Raw genomic sequence first — 18,271 nt, 5'->3', positions numbered from 1 at the left:
GCGTGGTCAGCCGGTCTTGATGCCCACCGCGTGCCGCAACTGCGCCAGGAACTGGTCGTCATCGTCGCTGCGCACGATGTAGTGCGACACCGCCACGCGGATGGCTGTGGCCGCCTTGACGGCGCCGTTGGGGCCCGGAAGCAGTTTCTCCAGCTGGGCACGCATGTCCGGGATGATGTGTCCCAGCCGGGCGATCACGACCTCGGGCTCGATGTCGACGACCCGAACGCCGGAGTAGGAGCGCTGGTAGGCGACGATGAACTGCATCGCGGCATCGACGCGCTCGTTGCCCCGCAGCCCCGCGGTGGCCTTGGCGATGCCCGTTTCGAACATTTCCCGCTCGTAGATACCGAACGCCTCGAGCAAGGCCGCTTTGTCGGCGAACCACCGGTAGAGCGTGGGGCGCGACACCCCGGCCTGCAGGGCGACCTCGGACAGGCTGAGTTTGGTCTGGCCCTGGCGGCCCAGCACTTCGGCGGTCGCGGCCAGGATGCGGTTTCTCGTCGAGGTGTCCTCGGCGAGCTCGGGGCGTTCGGATGCTGGGTGGTTCACGTACCTGGCCTGTCTTACGGGTTCGAGAACGATCGTAAAGCCCCGCGTGGACACAGAGCGACGGCACGCCCGGCAATGTCGGTCACAATGACCTCCTGAGCAGTGCCACCGTCTCGAGCTCTGCCAACGCCGCCAGGCTGCGCTCGACGCCTTCGAGGGCGATGTCCTCGGCCTGCATTCCGCCCATCCCCGCCGTGATCAACGCGGCCACATACGGATACAGCGCACCCTGACGGTAGCGATCCCACAGATCGTCTCGGTCGAGCTCCGGTCCGCCGCCGGCAGACAGCGCGCCCCGATAGACATCCAGCAGTTCGCGCTGGGTGGATTGGCGGTCCTCGGCCGTCATCGACGTCACCAACGTGTAAGCCAGTTCGCGGCTGGGGTGACCGCGACGCACGGCCTGCCAGTCCAGCAACCCGGCCCGCCCGGCGCGGAAGTACACGTTGCCCGGGTGGGCGTCACCGTGCATGACGGTGTGCGGCCCGCGGTCGACGACTGCGGCCAAAGCGCGGTAGTGCTCGTTGATGAAGCGGCCACGCTCCAGCGGCAGTTCGGTGCGCTGCGCCATCCGTTGAGCGGAGGTCCTCAACAGCGGCGCGGTGAGCAGCGAGGCGCTGTCCGCCGACGCGGAGTACACCCAGCCCAGTGGACCGGTGCCGGCGGCCTGCGGCAGCCGACCCCAGAATGTCCGGTGCAGCCGGGCCAGCAGCTCGACCACCAGGGCAGCCCGGTCGGGATCGATCGGGTGCAGCGTGTCGGGAAACTCGCACGGCGGTGCGGAGGGGTCCGCCAGGTCTTCGAGCACGAGGACGAAGCGGCCCGTCCACGCGTCGAAGGCGGAACCGTACGAGGCCGGCACCCCGGTCAGCTCGGGAGCCAGCTGGCGGTAGAAACGGGTCTCGGTGTCGGCGAGGTTGCCGAGTTCGCCCATCAGCCGGGTGGCGACCGTCTCCGCCGCCATCTTGACGAACACGGACGCGGGGACATCGTCGCCGGTCAGCGCGAGCCTCGCCCGCGAGGAAGTCCCGGCATCTCCGCCGATCACCTCGACCGAAACCACGGGCCGTCCGATCAGTCGCGACAACGCCGCCGCATCGAGATCGGCAACGGTGCGCGGCATCCGGCGCAGGCGCCCGATCGCCGCGTCGGCCCCGATCCGCCGGATACCGCGGCCCAGATGTGCTGCCAACCCGATGGCCGGAGACACCCGATCGTCGATGATGGACACCGCGGGCCTCCTAAGCTCGAGCTGCAGCTCACACAGAGTTACAAAGAGTCGTCTGTTTGTAAAGCGTTGAGAAGGGAAGTCGTGCATGGCGGGTCCGTTGGAGGGGCTGCGTGTCGTCGAGCTGGGAGTCTGGGTCGCCGGTCCGGCCGCCGGGGGGATCCTGGCGGACTGGGGAGCCGACGTCGTCAAGATCGAGCCGCCCGCCGGGGATCCGGCCCGGACGTTCGGCCGCATGCTGGGGATCCCGCCGCACGATCGCCAGCACGAGAGCCCGCCCTTCGAGATGGATAACCGCGGAAAGCGCAGCGTCGTAGTGGACCTCACCACCGAGGGCGGCAGAACCAGCGCCCTGGACCTACTCGCTGATGCGGACGTGTTCATCACCAACATCCGCACCGGTGCGTTGCGGCGCATCGGGTTGGATTTCGAGTCCCTGGCGACGGCCAATCCCCGGCTGATATACGGGTTGATCACCGGATACGGCAACGACGGGCCCGATGTCGACCGTCCTGCACACGATGTGGCCGCGTTCTGGGCGCGGGCGGGCCTGGCGCATCTGTTGACCCGCCCCGGGGACACCCCGCCCTTTCAGCGCGGCGGCATGGGAGACCATTCGGTCGGGATGACCCTCGCCGGGGCGGTCTGCGCCGCCCTCGTCGCCCGCACCCGGACGGGAGCCGGCCAGCTGGTCTCGACGTCGCTGTACCGCCAAGGCGCCTACACCGTGAGCTTCGACCTGACGACGTTTCTGATCAGCGGCCAGCCGATCGCGATCGGACAGCGCGAATCGATGGGCAACCCGTGCATGAACAACTACACCGCCGCGGACGGCCGCCGCTTCTGGCTGGTGGGGTTACAGGGTGACCGGCACTGGCCGGCGTTGTGCGCCGCCGTGGGCCGGCAGGAGTGGATGGTCGACGAACGCTATGCGACGGCCCGTGCCCGGGCCGCCAACGCGGCCGGGTTGATCGCCGAACTCGATGCCGTCTTCGCCGCCAAACCGCTCGATGAGTGGGCCGAGGCCTTCGGCGCGCAACCGGAGCTGTTCTGGTCGCCGATCAACTCGATGGAAGACGTGGTGGCTGACGAGCAGTTTCACGCCGGCGGCGGAATCGTGTACGTGCCCACCCCGGACGGCTCGAGCGTCCCGATGGTCGCCACGCCTGCCGACTTCTCCGCGACCCCATGCGAGGTACGCGGGTGCGCACCCGCGCTGGGCGAGCACACCGACGACGTACTGGCCGACAAGCGCGCGAACCGCGCCCGCTAGCTGCACCGACCGTCGGCGCGGGGAACAGTGCGGCGTGGTGGCGGCGCGAATTCCGTGACGCATGCGGCATGCCGGAGCTGGGCAAGGAAGTCGGCGCTGTCATCGCTGTGAACCAGGTACTGCGAAATCGCCACTCGCACCGCTGTCGCGGCCGACAGTCCGGAGTCTGGCCCGGCGCACAGTCGCTGCAGTCGCTCACGCATCAGCGGAATGATCCTGGCGACCCGCCTGATCACCTGGTCGGGTTCGACGTCGACCATCCGCAGACCCGGATAGGACAACTGGTACCTCACGATCACCTGCAGCGCGGCATCGAGTTTCTGCGCGGCGGGCACTGCGGCGGTGGCCTCGGCGATGGCCCGCTCGTACAGATGGCGTTCCCACACCGCGAAATCGTCGAGCAGGACTTGCTTGTCGGCGAAATAGCGGTACAGCGTGGGGCGGGACACCTTCGCCTCGGTCGCGACATCCGACAGCGACAGCTTGGTGGTGCCGTTGCGCCCCAGCACCTCTGCGGTCGCGGCCAGGATCCGCTGGCGAGTCGAGCTGTGCTCGTCGGTGACGTCCGACATTCACACACTTTACAAAATGATGCCGCAGTGTCACGCTGTTTCGGTGCAGGTCCACCGGGAGCGGTCGTGAGGATCGACGTCGATCTGTCCCGGTGTACGGGCCACGGTATCTGCGAGACGATCGCCGAGGACGTCTTCGAGGTCCAGGATGACGGGACGGTGGTCATCACCGGTGCCGAGCGGCCCGAATCCGACCGTGACCGGATGATCCGCGCGGTCACCCAGTGCCCGGCCGCCGCCCTTCGGCTGATCGACTGAACCGTTGCCGTGTGAGTGCACCGGCAGTCGCAATGAGGCGAAAAGCCGCTACGAGGGAGGCGCTTTCGCGGACGCCCGCCTCGGTGGACGGGGGCGGACGAGCACTGACTGCTGGATCGCGCCCACCGCTCCGCTTTCGTCGAACAGCGTGCCTGACGTCATCCCGACGCCGTCGGGGCCGTACCTGGTCTCGGCGCGGATGCCGATCCACTCGCCGTCGGGCACGCGGTGGATGTGCACCACCAGATCGGTGTTGAGGAAGGTCCACCGGCGGATGTCGAGTTTGGCACCGATGCCGTTGGCGTCGTCGGCGACCGCGAACAGCCGCTCGAGCGAAGTCATCGTCTCACCCTTGACCAGATCGACCTCGGGGCGCAGCCACGACTCGCCCGGTCCCTGGTTCAGGGGTGTGGTGAGCCAGCGCCAATCCAGGCTGTGAACGTAGTTGCGTTCCCAGTCTTTTCTCATGTCCCGGGTGCGGGCTTGCGACACGGGGCGCAGCGGCTCGACCGGGGCCTGGGCGACCGCGGCCGTGTCCAGAGTCTGCAGCCGCCAGCCGCTGGCCCGGGCAACCGGCCGTGGCGATCCGTCGGGCCCCGCAGCGAGCAGTTCGGCGCCGATCAGCTCGATCTGCGTTCCGGAGCGCTCGCGGGTGGCCCGCACCCACAGATCTCCGTCCGCCGGTACCGGGCCGAGCAGGTCGACCAGTACCCGGCTGAGCCGGGTGTCTTCGCGTGGGTCGCACCGCTGCAATGCGCGGACCAGCAGCGCGGACACCGGGGCGGCGTGCTGGATCGCGGCTGACCAGGTGGATCGAACCAGGTCGGTCGCCACGAAGTGCTCGCCGTAGCTGTCGGTGTCGTCGATCTTCACGTAATAGGAGTCGGACATGCCGGAATCGGACATCGTGTCCTCAGCTGCACCCGGCGGCGGGCACGTCGACGGTCACCGCGTCCAACCTGGCCAGCTTCGTGCCGCGCAGCCGCTCGGGGTAGGCGTCGGTGGCGGACAGCAGAAACAGGGTGCGGCCGTCGGATCCGCCCAGCGTGCACGCGATGGCGGTGCGGTCGCCGATGTCGATCCGATCGCTGACCGAATATCCGGCCCCGGTGGGTACGATCCGCTCGAATCGGTGGGCGAGTGTCATCGCCGTCCACACGCCGCCCTTGTCGTCGACGCAGATGCCGTCCGGGGGGCCTGCCAACCCTTCGGCGAAAACCGTTCTTTGCGAGAGGCTTCCGTCGTCATCGATGGTGAACGCAGAGAGTCTGCGCGCCGTGGATTCAGCGACGATCAGCCTCGAATGGTCGCTGGTGATGGCCATGCCGTTGGGGAAGTCGAGATCGCGGGCCACGACGGTGGCGCGCCGGCCCCGCTCCCGGTCGGGGTCGATCCGCACGATCACCCCGCCCGATCGGGCCTGGGAGCCGACATAGGCACAGCCGTAGCGGTCGATGACCATGTCGCCGAGCGGGGCGGGCGCCAGATCCGTCACGTCGGCGACCGGCGCGACCGTGTCGCCGTCATAGCTCAGCACCTGCCGGTCGTCGGTGGACACGATCAGCAGGGTGCCGTCGGGCCGGAAGCCGAGCCCGGAGGGCGCGTGGCCCGGCAACTCCAGAGTGCTCATCTCGCCGTGCAGGGTCACCGTGTGCACGGCCTCGCCGAGCATGTCCGAGAACCACACGAGTCCCTCGAACCATCGCGGACCCTCACCGAAGCAGAAGCCTGAGGCAAGCGGGGCGGGCTTCATCGCGGCGGCTCCAGCGTCGAGCCAAACCCTACTTTACAAAACACCTCACAAGTGTCACGCTCGCTGGGTGCAGCTGTCAACCCGCCATGGGACAGCCACGGGCGAAGGGACGTCTCCGATGGGGATTGCGCCGTGGCCATGAAGACCTACCACCGCCACACCCTGCTCTACCTGCACGAGACCATCGATCTCGGGTCCGGCGGCAGCGAGCACTTCGTCGCGGAGTTCGACGACGTCTATCACCCGATGATGGGCGAACTCGGGGCCCGGCTGTTCGCCCTGTGGGAAACCACCCCCTACAACGGGCACTGGCCGCAGGTCACGGTCATCTGGGAGATCGACTCGTTCGCCGACTACGCCCGCATCGGTCGTGCCCAGACCCGCGGTGGCAGCCATGCCGCGGCATCGGCGCGGTGGTCGATGTTCCTGCGCGACAGCGGCGCTCGCGGGGAAGGGCGGATCATGTACGCGGGGCGCAGCAACCGGACGTTGGCGCAGCTCCAGGCCGACAACGTCACAGCGGGCCTGGTGATCCAGGAGATCATGCAGACCAAGCCGGGTCGGCAGGACGACTACATCCGCGAACTGGAACGGCTCTACGTTCCGTGGTCGGAATCGACCGGCAAAACGTGGTTGGGCTCGTTCATCACGACCTTTCGGTTCAACGAGGTGATCCACTACTGGGCGCTGGAAGGGGACTGGAACTGTTTCGAGAATCACTACCCGTCGTGGAAAGAGCACCCGCCCGCCGAGATCGTCACCTGGATGAGCGTCGCGCCCGCGCTGCGTGACGGGTGGGAGGACTCCATTCTGGCCGCGCTGCCTCCGTCCCCGCTGCGATGACTCCGATGCAGACCGTCGGGGAATACGACCCGTTCGACCCAGCGGTGATGGCCGATCCGATGCCCTACTACCGGTGGCTTCGTGACCACGATCCCGTTCACTACCTGCAGAGGTGGGATACCTACGCGCTGTCGCGGTTCGCCGACATCTGGAACGTGCTGGAGATCAACGACGGAACGTTCGTCGCGTCCGAGGGAACCCTGCCTGCCGCGACGGTGCTGGCTAGCCACAACGCCGGGCCGGTGCCCGATCCGCCGTTGCACCCCATGCCGTTTCACGCCAACTTCGACGCACCCCTCTACGACGAGGTGCGCCGCTGTACCGCCGCACCGTTTCGGCCCAAGTCCGTCGGCAAGCTCGCCGAGCGGATCCGGGAACTGGCCAACGCCCGCCTCGATGAGTTGCTGCCGCTCGGACGATTCGACCTCACTCAGGATTACGGCGGAATCGTCTCGGCCTCGGTGGTCTGTGAGCTGCTCGGGCTGCCCACCGAACTGGCCGCCGGCGTGCTCGCCACCGTCAATGCGGGAAGCCTGGCCCAGCCCGGCCAGGGAGTCGAGGTGGCGCAGGCGCGACCCGGCTACCTGGATTATCTGACGCCGGTGGTGGCGCACCGGCGTGCGGCCACCGACACAGGCGCGTTGCCGATCGTGGACAACCTGCTGGCCTATCGGCTGCCCGACGGATCTGCGCTGACGGACGACGAGGCCGCCGTGCAGTTACTCGGAGTGTTCATCGGGGGTACCGAAACCGTACCCAAGATCGTCGCGCACGGACTGTGGGAGCTGTCGCGGCACCCGGCCCAGTTGGCCACGGTGCGTTCGGACCTCGACGCCAACGTGCCGGTCGCACGCGAGGAGATGATCCGGTTCTGCGCCCCGGCGCAGTGGTTCGCCCGAACTCTGCGCCGGCCGTTCACCTTGCACGACACCACGATGAGGCCGGGTCAGCGGATCATTTCGCTGCTGGGCTCGGCCGGCCGGGACGAACGCGAATATCCCGAACCGGACAGCTTCATCTGGGACCGCCCGATCCCGCGGCTGCTGGCCTTCGGGCGCGGTCAGCACTTCTGTCTGGGTGCGCACCTCGCGCGCCTGGAGATCACCACCTTGGTGACCGAATGGCTCAGGCGGGTACCCGATTTCGCGATCGACGAGGCGGCGGCGGCGCGGCCACCGTCGAGCTTCCAGTGGGGTTGGAACAGTCTCCCCGTCGAGGTTTGCTGACATGTGGTCGTATCGGTTGGTGGCGCCGTACACCTTCGAACGCTCCGAGGTGCCGGCCCGCTCGCCGGAATCCCTGGGAGACGGGCAGGTGCTCCTGCGTTTTCTGGCCGCCGGCATCTGCGGCAGTGACCTGCCCGGATTCCGGGGCACGCAAGGAAGGGTCCCGGGCGACACCGGCCGATGTGCCGCCGAGAAAGAGGGCTTCCCGATCCACGAGGTGGTCGGTGAGGTGCTGGCCAGTCGCCACCCCGAACATCACGCCGGGGACCGGGTGGTCGGCTGGGCCTCGGGGTTCGACGGGCTGATGGAACAGGTCGTCGCCGACGGAGACGGACTGGCGTCCTACCACCGGTCCCTGCGCCCGGAACATGCCGTAGCCCTGCAGCCCTTGGCCTGTGTGCTCTATGCCGTCGAACAGTTGCCCGACCTGACCGGGCGGCACGTGGCGGTCCTCGGTCAGGGGTCGATCGGGCTGCTGTTCTCCTACGTCGCCAAGGCGGCCGGGGCTGCACAGGTCACCGGTGTCGATCCGGTCGACCGCACCGACATCGGCCCGGTCTTCGGCGTGGACACCGTGGTGCGCGCACCCAGCGACCGCTGGGTGTGTCACCTGCCCGCGCACGCCAAACCCGACATCGTCATCGAAGCGGTGGGCCATCAGGTCGCGACTCTGTCGCATGCGATCGAGGCCGCCGCGCCCGGTGGCACCGTCTTCTACTTCGGTGTCCCCGACGACGACTGCTATCCGGTGAGCATGCGCACCATGTTGCGCAACAACCTCACGCTGAAGTCCGGGGTGACGTTGCAACGCCGACGAGTGCTGGGCAAGGCCGACGAGTTCGTGCGGGCACATACCGGGCTGCTCGACAGCTATGTCACCCACACGTTCGGCGTCGACCAGGTTCAGGCTGCTTTTGACCTGGCCTGCCGCCCGGTCCCCGGCCGGGCCAAGATCGCGATCGTGGCCTGACATGACCGAGATGACCCCACTCGCCGCCGCACTCGCCGCCCAACGCCAGGTGTGGGGTGGCTGGGTGGTGGGTCCCACGACCGCCGGTCCGCAGGCCTTCGCCCAGACCGGTTACGACTACGTCGGATTCGACATCCAGCACGGTTACCTCAGCGACGCCGACGTGGCCGTCCTGCTGCGCGGCCTCGAACACGTGGGCATCGGCACCGTGGTGCGGATGGCGTCACCTGCGGCGGCGCCCATCGGGCGGGTGCTCGACGCGGGCGCCGATGGGGTGATCGTCCCGATGGTCGAAACTGCCCAGCAGGCCGCCGAAGCGGTGGCCGCCACCCGGTACGCCCCGCGGGGTGTGCGTAGTTTCGGTCCGCTGCGCACCGATCTCGGTGTCGACCCGGGCGTGCTGCAGGCGAGGGTCTCGGTGTTCGCGATGGTCGAGACCGCTGCCGGTGCCGCCGCCATCGACGAGATCTGTGCGGTCGAGGGTCTGACCGGCATCTACCTCGGGCCTGCGGACCTGGCGATCTCACAGGGTTACGCCCCAGATCAGGCCCGTACCCAACCACAGGTCCGGGAGGCCATGGCGGCGATCCATCACGCCGCCACCGCAGCGGGTCTGGTCAGTGGCGTACACGCCGGCAGTGGTTCGTTCGGAAAACAGCTGGCGGAAGAGGGGTTCCGAATGATCACGCTGGCGTCGGAATCGCAGGCGCTGCGCCGCGGAGCCGCCGCGCATCTGGCCGAGGCCACCGACCGGGCACCGGAGCGCAACTCCGGCAACGCCTATCAGTAGAGGTGGCGAGGGAACATGGTAGATCGTCGTGTCGCGCTGGTCACCGGGGCGGCCCGGGGTCAAGGCGCCGCGATCGCGGCCAGGTTGGTGGCCGACGGCTTCTGCGTGGCCGCCTGCGATCGACTCGTCGGCGAGGTGCAGGCCACCGCCGACGCTTTGGACCCGCGACGGGCGTTGGCCGTTCCACTGGACGTCACCTCCGCCGAACAGTGGCAGACGGCGGTGGCCACCACCGTGGCACGGTTCGGTGCGTTGACCACATTGGTGAACAACGCCGGGGTGTTGCATCGCGCCGCGCTCAGCGAGGAGTCCCCGGCCGCATTCGAGGGGAGCTGGCGGGTCAACTGTCTGGGTCCGTTCCTCGGCATCCAGGCTGCGCTGCCGCATCTGCGCGAGGCCGACGGCGCCTCCGTCGTCAACACCTGCAGCACCGGTGCGATCCGGCCGTTCCCCAATCACAGCGCCTACGGATCCTCGAAATGGGCCCTGCGCGGTCTCACACAGGTCGCTGCCGTCGAACTCGCTGCGGAGGGTATCCGCGTCAACGCAGTCTTCCCGGGCCCGGTGGACACTCCGATGCTGGACGACGCCACCCAGGCCCGACTGGCCGCACACGCGCTGATGGGCCGCATCGGCCGACCGGTGGACATCGCCGATGCGGTGGCCTTTCTGGTCTCCGAGCACGCCTCGTTCATCACCGGATCAGAACTCACCGTCGACGGTGGGCAGAGCCTGCAGATTGGATGACGACCGTATGGCGAAGAATCTGTCCATAGGCATCATCGGCGCCGGTCCCGGCGGCATGGCGCTGGGAATTTTCCTGCGCAAGGCCGGCTTCGACGACTTCACCATCTTCGACCGCGAGGACGGCGTCGGCGGAACGTGGCGCATCAACACCTATCCGGGCCTGGCCTGCGACGTGAAATCACACCTCTACTCGTACTCGTTCGACCTCAACGCACAATGGTCGCGGATGTGGTCTGGGCAAGCCGAGATCCTGCAGTACTTCGAGCGGTGCGCGCACCGTCACGGGTTGGCCGACCATCTGGTGCTGAACACCGAGATCGTCTCTGCACGCTGGGAGTCCGATGACCACACCTGGCGGCTGCAGACGTCGACCGGTGAGCAGCACACCTTCGACGTCGTCGTTTCGGCGGTCGGGATGTTCACCCGGCCGGTGATGCCCGATCTGGTCGAGGAGGAGCCGTTCACCGGCACCATCATGCACACCGCCCGCTGGGATCACTCGGTCGATCTGCACGGAGCCAGGGTCGCGGTTCTGGGTACGGGATCGACCGCGGCGCAACTGGTGCCCGAGGTTGCCAGACAGGCGGCCAAGGTCTACTCGGTCCAGCGGTCGCCGACGTGGGTGCTCCCCAAACCCGACCGGGCCTACACCGCGCGCGAGAAATGGCTGTTCGCCCACGTTCCGCTGGCGAAGAAGATCTACCGCGCCCGCTTGTGGCTGCGCAGCGAATCCAACATTGCCGTCATCGAGAACGGCAGCGACAAGACCCAGGAGTTCCGGGACGTCGCCCTGCGCACACTGGAAACCGCTGTCGCCGATGAGGACCTGCGGCGCCGGCTGACCCCGGAGCATCCGTTCGGCTGCAAGCGCCTCGTGTTCGCCACCGACTACCTGCAGACGCTCGCCCAACCCCATGTCAGCGTCGTCTCCAGTCCCGCCCGCGCCTTGCGGGCGAGATCGCTGGTGACCGAGGACGGTGCCGAATTGGGCGTCGACGTCGTGCTGTGCGCGACGGGATACGCCGCCGCGGACTACCTGGGACAACTCGAGGTCCGCGGAGCCGACGGAGCGGCGCTGAGTCACCTCTGGCGTAACGGGGCGTTCGCCTACCTGGGCATGGCGGTTCCCGGTTTCCCCAATTTCTTCATGCTCTACGGACCCAACACCAACGTCGGGTCCAACAGCGTCATCTTCATGCTCGAAGCCCAGGCGCGGTACCTGGTGCGTGCGCTGAAACACCTGCGCCGCACGAACTCCAGCTACATCGAAGTGCGCGCCGACGTGGTGACGAGGTTCCTGGCGAGGATCGACACATGGATGCAGGGCACCGTGTGGCTGACTCGGTGCAGCAACTACTTTCGGGCCGCCAACGGCCGCGTCGTCACCCAATGGCCGCGCAGCGCGCGCGATTTCTGGCTCCGGACGAGGTGGTTTCGTCCCGCCGACTACACCTTCGAGGCACCCGCAGCCCGTCCCGTCATCGAGGTGGGCGCCCAGAGCACGGGACAGAGGTAGCTCCGGTGGTGGCCCCGACCGCGCCAGGCGATGACATCGGCAGGCGACTCGACCCTGCGCTCGAGCACCTGGCCGGCACCCGCATCGACCTGTCTCCGGCCGTCCTGGGGGCGGTGCGGGACTCGCTGAACCAGCGACGGGCCGAGGCCGCGCCGACCGTCGACGATGTCGGCGTCGAGATCGAACAGCGCGAAATCCGGCTTTCGGTAGACCAGTCGGTGCATGTCCGGATCTATCGCGGCGCACCGGCGCCGTCGCCGGCGCTGCTGTACTTCCATTCGGGGGCCTTCGTTCTCGGCAACCTCGACACCGATCACCGCCAGTGCGTGGAGTTCGCCAGACGGGGCCGGTGCACCGTGGTCTCGGCCGACTACCGACTCGCTCCTGAGCATCCGTTCCCTGCCGCAGCCGACGACGCCCTGGCGATATTGCGGTGGGCGGTCGGCGCGGCCGCGGAGGTCGGTCTCGATGTGGCTGCTCTGGCTGTCGGCGGCAGCAGCGCCGGCGCGTCTTTGGCCGCGCGGCTGGCGCAGTGCGCCGCGGCCGGCGAGGCCCCGCCGGTGGTGTTCCAGCTGCTGCACCAACCCGTGCTCGACGACCGGCCCTCGCCGTCGAAGGACGAGTTCACCACCACACCGGGTTTCGACGGCGACGCGGTGGGGTGGATGTGGCGGCACTACCTCGCCGATACGCCACCGTCGGCGGACGCCGCCCCTGCACGGGCCGAGGAGCTGGGCGGTCTGGCGCCGGCGTTGATCACCTGTTCAGAGCTCGACCCATTGCGCGACGAAGCCGTCGACTACGCGCTCCGCCTCATGTGGGCCGGTGTGCGCACCGAGCTACACGTGTTCGCCGGCACGTGCCACGGCTTCGATTCGCTGGTGCCCGAGTGGGAGGTCAGCACGCAACTGTTCGAGATCCAGGGGTCGGCACTGCGGCGCGCCCTCTGGTGAACCGGGTGGCTTCCCGGCGGTGACCGGCTGCGTCATGCCAACTCGCGGGCGACCGCGGCATGGTAGGCGTCGATGTTGGCGGGATTGACGGTCCGAAAGAAGCCGTCGGGCAACGGATGATCCCGGTACGCCTCGATCGTCATGGTGCGACGGAACAGGGTGATGTTCTCTCCGGGTCGGCTGAACTCGTACTGCACCGTGATCCGTCCCGGCATGCCGCCGTCGCCGTCACTGTCGTGGCCGAGGTTGCCGACCGAGGTGAACATCCACAGCTTCGGACGGGTGGCCATCGCCAGATGCCAGGTGAAGATGCGGTTTCCGTCCGGACCCGTCTCGGTCCACGTGTCGCCCACCTCCAGCGGAAGCTTCTCGGGCACCCGGCCGACATGCGCGCTGCCGGGGTAGGTCTTCGGCCAATTGGCCGGATTGGTCACGAAGTCGTAGATCTGTTCGGGAGGCTGGGTGAACGCCGTTTCCGACGTCGTCGTCACGATCCCCACTGTGCTCCGTCCTGCGCCGTGGCCCGCGGGGGTGCGAACCGCCCCAAGCTTTACAAAATATCCAGGCGATGTCACGCTTCGGTTGAGGCGGTGAAGGGTGAGGCCCGCCTGTGCCCCCGCGGCGGCCGGACGCCCCTAGGCGTGCGGGAGTTGCGGAATCACCTCGGTGGACAGCAGCTCCAGGGTCTGTTCCGAGCATCGGTCGTGGGTGAACAACACCAGCTGGCCGAAACCGAGCTCGACCAGTTCGCCCAGCCGGTCCACCACGGCGGACGCCGTGCCGACCAGTCCCGCCTCCCGGAGGCCGAAACCCGGATCGCCGAAACGTTTCTCGGCAGTCTCGCGGACGCGGGGCAGCGCGGCTTCATCGGGCGCGAGTGCCATCACGGCCTCCACGGAGAGCACGATGCTGTCGGGGTCTCGGCCGATGTCCTGGCAGATCGCTCGCAGTGCGGCGAGCTTGGCCCCGATGTCGCCCAGCGCGTAGGTCGGCACATTCCACACGTCGGCGTAGCGCGCCACCAACGGCAGGGTGTACTTCTCGCCGACCCCACCGACGACGATCGGGGGATGCGGCTGCTGTGTCGGTCCGGGCTTGATGGGCAGGTCGGTGACGGCGAAGTGTTCGCCACTGAAGTGGATGCGCTCTTCGCTGAACGCCTGGTGCAGGATCTGCAGCGTCTCTCCCAGCTGTGCCGACCGGGCCGCGAACGTGCCCCAGGGCAGGCCGGCCCGGCGGTGTTCGTCTTCGATCGATCCGCTGCCGATGCCCAGCGACAGGCGCCCGCCCGAGATGTGGTCGAGGGTCGTCACCATCTTGGCCAGCATGACCGGGTGGCGAAACTGATTGCACAGCACCATGTGTCCGATTCGGATGCGGTCGGTGCGGGCGAGCAGCGCGGTGGCCAGGGTCCACGCTTCCAGCGAGGGGTAATCGGGCATGCCGGGAGCGAAGAGGTGGTCGTAGAGCCACAGCGAGTCGATGCCGGAGTTCTCGCACCGGCGGACACGGCGTTCCACGTCCTCGTAGGGCAGGCCCATGTGGGGCAGATAGATCCCGATCTCGGGCCTGGCCATCGGTGTCGCCCACCCCCTTCTTCGGTCGTGCCGCTGTACATCGCACTGCGTGCATGGTAACGACATTCTCACGCTTGGAGAAGGAAGTTACCCAGCGAGTACGGAGTGCCCACACATGACCGGCGAGGAGGCCTGGTTGTGAAATTCGCCATCACCCACCCGATGCACAGCCACCCGTACAACCCGGAGTTGGTGACCGGGGCGGGAATCGCCGAGGTCGCCGCGGCCGCCGAGACGGCCGGGTTCGACGGGTTCGGCTTCACCGATCACCCCGCTCCCAGCCAGCGGTGGCTCGAGTCCGGCGGGCACGACGCGCTCGACCCCTTCGTCGCGATGGGTTTCGCGGCCGCACACACCACCACGCTGCGCCTGATCCCCAACATCGTCGTGCTGCCGTACCGCAACCCGTTCCTCGTGGCCAAGGCCGGTGCGACGCTGGACCTGGTGTCCGGCGGTCGATTCACCCTCGCCGTCGGCGTCGGCTACCTCAAGCGGGAGTTCGCGGCCCTGGGGGTCGATTTCGACGACCGGGCCGCGCTGTTCGAGGAATCCCTTCAGGTGATCCGTGACATCTGGACCTCCGACGACGTCACCATCGGCGGCGAGCATTTCACCGCGAAGGGGATCACCGCCCACCCCCGGCCGGTGAGTGTCCCGCACCCGCCGATCTGGATCGGCGGCAACACCGCGGCCGCGCGGACCAGGGTGGTCGCGCACGGACAGGGTTGGTGCCCGTTCCGGGCGCCCGCGATGCTGGCGCAGACCGCGCGCACCGCTGCGCTGGAGTCACTGGCCGACCTCTCCGCCGGCATCGGCGACCTACGACGCCGGCTGGACGAGGCGGGCCGCGACCCGTCGACGGTCGACGTCGCGTTCACCAACCATGCCGGCGGCACCCCCGGTGCCGACGATTTCGACGCCGACGCGTACGTCGAAGGGCTCACCCAGCTCACCGACCTGGGCGTGACGTGGGTCCAGGTCGGTGTGCCCGGAGACAGCCTGGCGCACGCCCTGGAGGCCATCGACCAGTTCGGCGCCGACGTCATCGCGCGCCGGTGAGCGCTGCCCTCCCGCTCACGAACCGGAGAGCCGGACCAGTGTCTTGCCGATGTTCACACCGGTGAACAAGCCGTTGAGCGCGTCGACGCAGGATCCGATGCCCTCGAAGATGTGCTCGCGGTGCACCAGTAGCCCCTGTTCCTCCCACCCGCGCAGCGCAGCGAAGGCCTCATCGAAACGGCCCCACTCGTCGAGTGCGTTGAACCCCTGCATCAAGGCCGTCTTGGCGAGCAGGTTGACGTAGTTGGCTGGTCCCGGGTGCTCACCGGTCAGATAACTGGAGATCACCCCACACAACACGACTCGGGCCTTGGGGGCCAGGCGCCCGAGCACGGCGTCGAGAATGGGGCCGCCCACGTTGTCGAAGTAGACGTCGACCCCCTTGGGGCAGTGCGTCTTCAGTGCCGAGGGCAGGTCGTCCTCGCGGTAGTCGATGCACGCGTCGAACCCGAAATCCTGCACCACCGCGCGGCACTTGTGCGCACCGCCGGCGATCCCCACCACCCGCGCTCCGGCGATCTTGGCGATCTGACCGGCCACCGAGCCGGTGGCGCCGGCCGCCGCGGAGACCACGACCGTCTCCCCGGCCACGGGGCGTCCGATGCCTGTCATACCGAAGTACGCGGTGGCGCCGGTCGGTCCGTAGATCGACATCACCGCACGCTGGTCGACCTGATCGCCCGGTCCGGGCACGGGCGTCGTGAACAGGTCGTCACGCACGATCGCGTACTCCTGGAAGCCGGTCAGTGTCGTCACGATGTCGCCGACAGCGTATGCGTCACAACGTGTTTCGATGACTTCGCCGATACCGGCAGCGCGGATGACCTCGCCGAGCCCGACCGGCGGCAGGTAGCCGGGCTGGTCATCCAGCCACGTCCGGGCGGCGGCGTCGATCCCGACGTAGGTGGTGCGCACCAATGCCTCACCGTGGGCCGGACGAGGTGCCGCCGTGGTCACCAGCTCGGTGTCCCCGGGCTCGACCAGCCCCCGGGGACGGCGGCGCAACAGGATCTGGCGATTCGTCAGCGTCGACACCAGCCGAACCTACGGCATGGCAGCCGACCGATGAAGTGCTTCTGCCCGCGAGTTCACCCCACGATCAGAATGCGGCCTCGGGCAGGTCCATCAGCTCGGTGTCGACCGTGTCGATGATGGTGCGCAGCGCGGTCAGTGGCGGCAGCATGTTCGCGGTGAAGAACGCCGCAGTGGCGATCTTGCCCTCGTAGAACGCTGCGTCGGCGCGGCCGGGGTCGGCCTCGAGCGCGCTGTGTGCGACGCGCGCCTGCTCGAGCAGCCGCCAGCCGATCACCAGGTCGCCGACGGCCAGAAGCAGCCGCACGGAGACCAATCCGACCTTGTAGATCTCACCCGGCTGCTCCGAGGCGCCCAGCAGGTAACCGGTGACGGTGCCGATCATCGCCTGAACATCCTGCAGCGCGGTCGCCAGCAGGGCAGCCTGCGGCTTGAGGCGCCCGTCGCATGCCTGGACCGTGTGGGCGATCTGGGCGGCGACGTGGGCCAGCGCCTCGCCGCGGTCGCGGGCCACCTTGCGGAAGAAGAAGTCCATCGCCTGGATCGCGGTGGTGCCCTCGTAGAGCGAATCGATCTTGGCATCGCGGATGTACTGCTCGATCGGGTAGTCCTGCAGGAAACCCGACCCGCCCAGCGTCTGCAGCGATTCGGTCAGCATCTCGTAGGCCCGTTCGGAGCCCACCCCTTTGACGATGGGCAGCAGCAAGTCGTCGACCCGGTGGGCCATGTCCGCATCGGCGCCTGAAACATGCTGCGCCACATCGATGTTCTGGTGGGCGGCAGCGTACATGTACAACGCTCGCAGTCCCTCGGCATACGACTTCTGGGTCATCAGCGAGCGGCGGACGTCGGGATGTCGGATGATCGGCACCCTGGGCGCGGTCTTGTCGGTCATCTGGGTCAGGTCGGCGCCTTGCACCCGCTCCTTGGCGTACGCCAGCGCGTTGAGGTATCCGGTGGACAGCGTGCCGGCGGCCTTGACCCCGATCGTCATGCGGGCATGCTCGATGACGGTGAACATCTGCGCTATCCCGCGGTGCACGTCGCCGACCAGGTAACCGACCGCGGGCCTGTCGTGTACGCCGAAGCTGAGCTCACACGTCGGCGAAGCCTTGAGGCCCATCTTGTGCTCCAGGCCCGTCGCGTACACCCCGTTGCGCTCACCGATCTCGAGGGTCTGCGGATCGAAGAGGAACTTGGGTACGTAGAACAGGCTCAACCCCTTCGTGCCCGGCCCGGCGACCTCGGGTCGTGCCAGCACCAGATGGAAGATGTTCTCGGCGGTGTCCCCGACGTCGCCACCCGAGATGAAACGCTTGACGCCCTCGACGTGCCACGTTCCGTCGGGTTGTGCGATGGCCTTGGCGCGTCCCGCCCCGACATCGGAGCCGGCGTCCGGCTCGGTCAGCACCATGGTGGCCGCCCAGCCCCGCTCCAGGCCTTCGGCCGCCCAACGGCGCTGCTGCTCGTTGCCCTCGGCGGCAAGGGCGTGCGCCATCGCGGGGCCGAGGGCGTAGAAGAAGCCGACGGACGGATTGGCGCACAGCAGCATCTCGTTGATGGCCCAGGCCAAAGCTGCGGGCGCCGGAAGCCCGCCGATCTCCTCGGCGATGCCGACCCGCCACCAGTCGGACTCCTTGACCGCGGCCACCGTGCGCGCGATCTCGTCGGACACCGAGATCGCGTGGGTGCCGGGGTCGAAGACCGGCGGATGGCGGTCGGCGTCGGCGAACGACGCGGCGATCGGGCCCTGTGCGAGGCGGGCCACCTCGTCGAGCATGGTGCGCGCGGTGTCGGTGTCCAGGTCCCCGTAACCGCCACCGGCCAGGACGTCGCCCAGCGACAACACCTCGAAGAGGTTGAACTCGATGTCACGCACATTGGCGATGTAGTGGCTCGACGCATGTGTCATAGCCCGGAGT

The 18,271-nt window shown here is 68.2% G+C and carries 19 protein-coding genes; 10 read left to right on the top strand and 9 right to left on the bottom strand.

The window, feature by feature from the left end:
* Positions 1-6 precede the first annotated feature (6 nt).
* Positions 7-552 (bottom strand): TetR/AcrR family transcriptional regulator, encoded by a 546-nt coding sequence (locus ACEWX3_RS18500; RefSeq protein WP_207067528.1) that lies wholly within the window; start codon positions 550-552, stop codon positions 7-9.
* Between the two features lie 82 nt (positions 553-634).
* Positions 635-1,783, bottom strand: a complete 1,149-nt coding sequence (locus ACEWX3_RS18495; protein ID WP_374157279.1) for a phosphotransferase — start codon at positions 1,781-1,783, stop codon at positions 635-637.
* An 85-nt stretch (positions 1,784-1,868) separates the two neighbouring features.
* Between ACEWX3_RS18495 and ACEWX3_RS18490 the strand changes: the two genes are divergently transcribed.
* Complete coding sequence (locus ACEWX3_RS18490; RefSeq protein ID WP_374157278.1) at positions 1,869-3,053, top strand: CaiB/BaiF CoA transferase family protein; 1,185 nt, start codon at positions 1,869-1,871, stop codon at positions 3,051-3,053.
* On the opposite strand, the gene ACEWX3_RS18485 is transcribed toward ACEWX3_RS18490, so the two are convergent.
* Complete coding sequence (locus tag ACEWX3_RS18485) at positions 3,050-3,625, bottom strand: TetR/AcrR family transcriptional regulator (protein WP_374157277.1); 576 nt, start codon at positions 3,623-3,625, stop codon at positions 3,050-3,052. The two genes, ACEWX3_RS18490 and ACEWX3_RS18485, sit on opposite strands and share 4 nt — an antisense overlap.
* A gap of 66 nt (positions 3,626-3,691) precedes the next feature.
* On the opposite strand from ACEWX3_RS18485, the gene ACEWX3_RS18480 reads away from it, so the two are divergent.
* On the top strand, positions 3,692-3,883 hold the full coding sequence (locus ACEWX3_RS18480) for a ferredoxin (protein WP_207067532.1): 192 nt from the start codon (positions 3,692-3,694) through the stop codon (positions 3,881-3,883).
* A gap of 48 nt (positions 3,884-3,931) precedes the next feature.
* On the opposite strand, the gene ACEWX3_RS18475 is transcribed toward ACEWX3_RS18480, so the two are convergent.
* Positions 3,932-4,774, bottom strand: coding sequence for a thioesterase family protein (locus ACEWX3_RS18475; RefSeq protein ID WP_374157276.1), 843 nt, complete (start codon positions 4,772-4,774; stop codon positions 3,932-3,934).
* A 22-nt stretch (positions 4,775-4,796) separates the two neighbouring features.
* A complete protein-coding gene (locus ACEWX3_RS18470; protein ID WP_374157275.1) occupies positions 4,797-5,636 on the bottom strand; it encodes an SMP-30/gluconolactonase/LRE family protein in 840 nt (279 codons plus the stop codon).
* A gap of 138 nt (positions 5,637-5,774) precedes the next feature.
* On the opposite strand from ACEWX3_RS18470, the gene ACEWX3_RS18465 reads away from it, so the two are divergent.
* From ACEWX3_RS18465 to ACEWX3_RS18435, 7 genes are read left to right on the top strand one after another with little or no spacing between them, the layout of a single operon-like run.
* Positions 5,775-6,479: an NIPSNAP family protein gene (locus ACEWX3_RS18465; RefSeq protein WP_374159891.1), complete on the top strand. Its 705-nt coding sequence runs from the start codon at positions 5,775-5,777 to the stop codon at positions 6,477-6,479.
* 5 nt (positions 6,480-6,484) lie between these two features.
* A complete protein-coding gene (locus ACEWX3_RS18460; RefSeq protein WP_374157274.1) occupies positions 6,485-7,705 on the top strand; it encodes a cytochrome P450 in 1,221 nt (406 codons plus the stop codon).
* A gap of 1 nt (position 7,706) precedes the next feature.
* Complete coding sequence (locus tag ACEWX3_RS18455; protein WP_207067536.1) at positions 7,707-8,675, top strand: zinc-binding dehydrogenase; 969 nt, start codon at positions 7,707-7,709, stop codon at positions 8,673-8,675.
* Positions 8,676-8,685: 10 nt separating this feature from the next.
* Positions 8,686-9,465: an HpcH/HpaI aldolase/citrate lyase family protein gene (locus ACEWX3_RS18450; protein WP_374159890.1), complete on the top strand. Its 780-nt coding sequence runs from the start codon at positions 8,686-8,688 to the stop codon at positions 9,463-9,465.
* A 15-nt stretch (positions 9,466-9,480) separates the two neighbouring features.
* The gene (locus ACEWX3_RS18445; RefSeq protein WP_207067538.1) at positions 9,481-10,212 is read left to right on the top strand and encodes an SDR family NAD(P)-dependent oxidoreductase; all 732 of its coding nucleotides are present in this window, start codon (positions 9,481-9,483) and stop codon (positions 10,210-10,212) included.
* 7 nt (positions 10,213-10,219) lie between these two features.
* Positions 10,220-11,728, top strand: a complete 1,509-nt coding sequence (locus ACEWX3_RS18440) for a flavin-containing monooxygenase (RefSeq protein WP_374157273.1) — start codon at positions 10,220-10,222, stop codon at positions 11,726-11,728.
* A gap of 5 nt (positions 11,729-11,733) precedes the next feature.
* Complete coding sequence (locus ACEWX3_RS18435) at positions 11,734-12,681, top strand: alpha/beta hydrolase (protein WP_286183240.1); 948 nt, start codon at positions 11,734-11,736, stop codon at positions 12,679-12,681.
* A gap of 32 nt (positions 12,682-12,713) precedes the next feature.
* Here the strand turns inward: ACEWX3_RS18435 and ACEWX3_RS18430 are convergent, their stop codons facing one another.
* Together ACEWX3_RS18430 and ACEWX3_RS18425 are read right to left on the bottom strand one after the other, a co-directional pair.
* Complete coding sequence (locus ACEWX3_RS18430; RefSeq protein ID WP_207067540.1) at positions 12,714-13,181, bottom strand: SRPBCC family protein; 468 nt, start codon at positions 13,179-13,181, stop codon at positions 12,714-12,716.
* A 135-nt stretch (positions 13,182-13,316) separates the two neighbouring features.
* Complete coding sequence (locus ACEWX3_RS18425) at positions 13,317-14,258, bottom strand: LLM class flavin-dependent oxidoreductase (RefSeq protein ID WP_207067541.1); 942 nt, start codon at positions 14,256-14,258, stop codon at positions 13,317-13,319.
* 138 nt (positions 14,259-14,396) lie between these two features.
* Between ACEWX3_RS18425 and ACEWX3_RS18420 the strand changes: the two genes are divergently transcribed.
* The gene (locus ACEWX3_RS18420) at positions 14,397-15,317 is read left to right on the top strand and encodes an LLM class F420-dependent oxidoreductase (RefSeq protein WP_207067542.1); all 921 of its coding nucleotides are present in this window, start codon (positions 14,397-14,399) and stop codon (positions 15,315-15,317) included.
* Positions 15,318-15,332: 15 nt separating this feature from the next.
* Here the strand turns inward: ACEWX3_RS18420 and ACEWX3_RS18415 are convergent, their stop codons facing one another.
* Together ACEWX3_RS18415 and ACEWX3_RS18410 are read right to left on the bottom strand one after the other, a co-directional pair.
* Positions 15,333-16,352 carry an NADP-dependent oxidoreductase gene (locus ACEWX3_RS18415; RefSeq protein ID WP_207067543.1) on the bottom strand — a complete coding sequence of 340 codons (1,020 nt, stop codon included), beginning with the start codon at positions 16,350-16,352 and terminating at the stop codon, positions 15,333-15,335.
* Positions 16,353-16,416: 64 nt separating this feature from the next.
* Positions 16,417-18,261: an acyl-CoA dehydrogenase gene (locus ACEWX3_RS18410; RefSeq protein ID WP_374157272.1), complete on the bottom strand. Its 1,845-nt coding sequence runs from the start codon at positions 18,259-18,261 to the stop codon at positions 16,417-16,419.
* Between the last annotated feature and the right edge of the window lie 10 nt (positions 18,262-18,271).

Source organism: Mycobacterium sp. G7A2 (genome assembly GCF_041902445.1).
Lineage (GTDB): Bacteria > Actinomycetota > Actinomycetes > Mycobacteriales > Mycobacteriaceae > Mycobacterium.
The sequence above is the reverse complement of the archived record's forward strand: the minus strand, read 5'-3'. Positions and strand labels throughout refer to the sequence as shown.

What these genes read in the sequence shown, in the direction of transcription:
- ACEWX3_RS18490 (WP_374157278.1), top strand. Translation starts at nt 1,869, where the DNA reads ATGGCGGGTCCGTTGGAGGGGCTGCGTGTCGTCGAGCTGGGAGTCTGG.
- ACEWX3_RS18485 (WP_374157277.1), bottom strand. Translation starts at nt 3,625, where the DNA reads ATGTCGGACGTCACCGACGAGCACAGCTCGACTCGCCAGCGGATCCTG.
- ACEWX3_RS18475 (WP_374157276.1), bottom strand. Translation starts at nt 4,774, where the DNA reads ATGTCCGACTCCTATTACGTGAAGATCGACGACACCGACAGCTACGGC.
- ACEWX3_RS18470 (WP_374157275.1), bottom strand. Translation starts at nt 5,636, where the DNA reads ATGAAGCCCGCCCCGCTTGCCTCAGGCTTCTGCTTCGGTGAGGGTCCG.
- ACEWX3_RS18465 (WP_374159891.1), top strand. Translation starts at nt 5,775, where the DNA reads ATGAAGACCTACCACCGCCACACCCTGCTCTACCTGCACGAGACCATC.
- ACEWX3_RS18460 (WP_374157274.1), top strand. Translation starts at nt 6,485, where the DNA reads ATGCAGACCGTCGGGGAATACGACCCGTTCGACCCAGCGGTGATGGCC.
- ACEWX3_RS18455 (WP_207067536.1), top strand. Translation starts at nt 7,707, where the DNA reads ATGTGGTCGTATCGGTTGGTGGCGCCGTACACCTTCGAACGCTCCGAG.
- ACEWX3_RS18450 (WP_374159890.1), top strand. Translation starts at nt 8,686, where the DNA reads ATGACCCCACTCGCCGCCGCACTCGCCGCCCAACGCCAGGTGTGGGGT.
- ACEWX3_RS18445 (WP_207067538.1), top strand. Translation starts at nt 9,481, where the DNA reads ATGGTAGATCGTCGTGTCGCGCTGGTCACCGGGGCGGCCCGGGGTCAA.
- ACEWX3_RS18440 (WP_374157273.1), top strand. Translation starts at nt 10,220, where the DNA reads ATGGCGAAGAATCTGTCCATAGGCATCATCGGCGCCGGTCCCGGCGGC.
- ACEWX3_RS18425 (WP_207067541.1), bottom strand. Translation starts at nt 14,258, where the DNA reads ATGGCCAGGCCCGAGATCGGGATCTATCTGCCCCACATGGGCCTGCCC.
- ACEWX3_RS18410 (WP_374157272.1), bottom strand. Translation starts at nt 18,261, where the DNA reads ATGACACATGCGTCGAGCCACTACATCGCCAATGTGCGTGACATCGAG.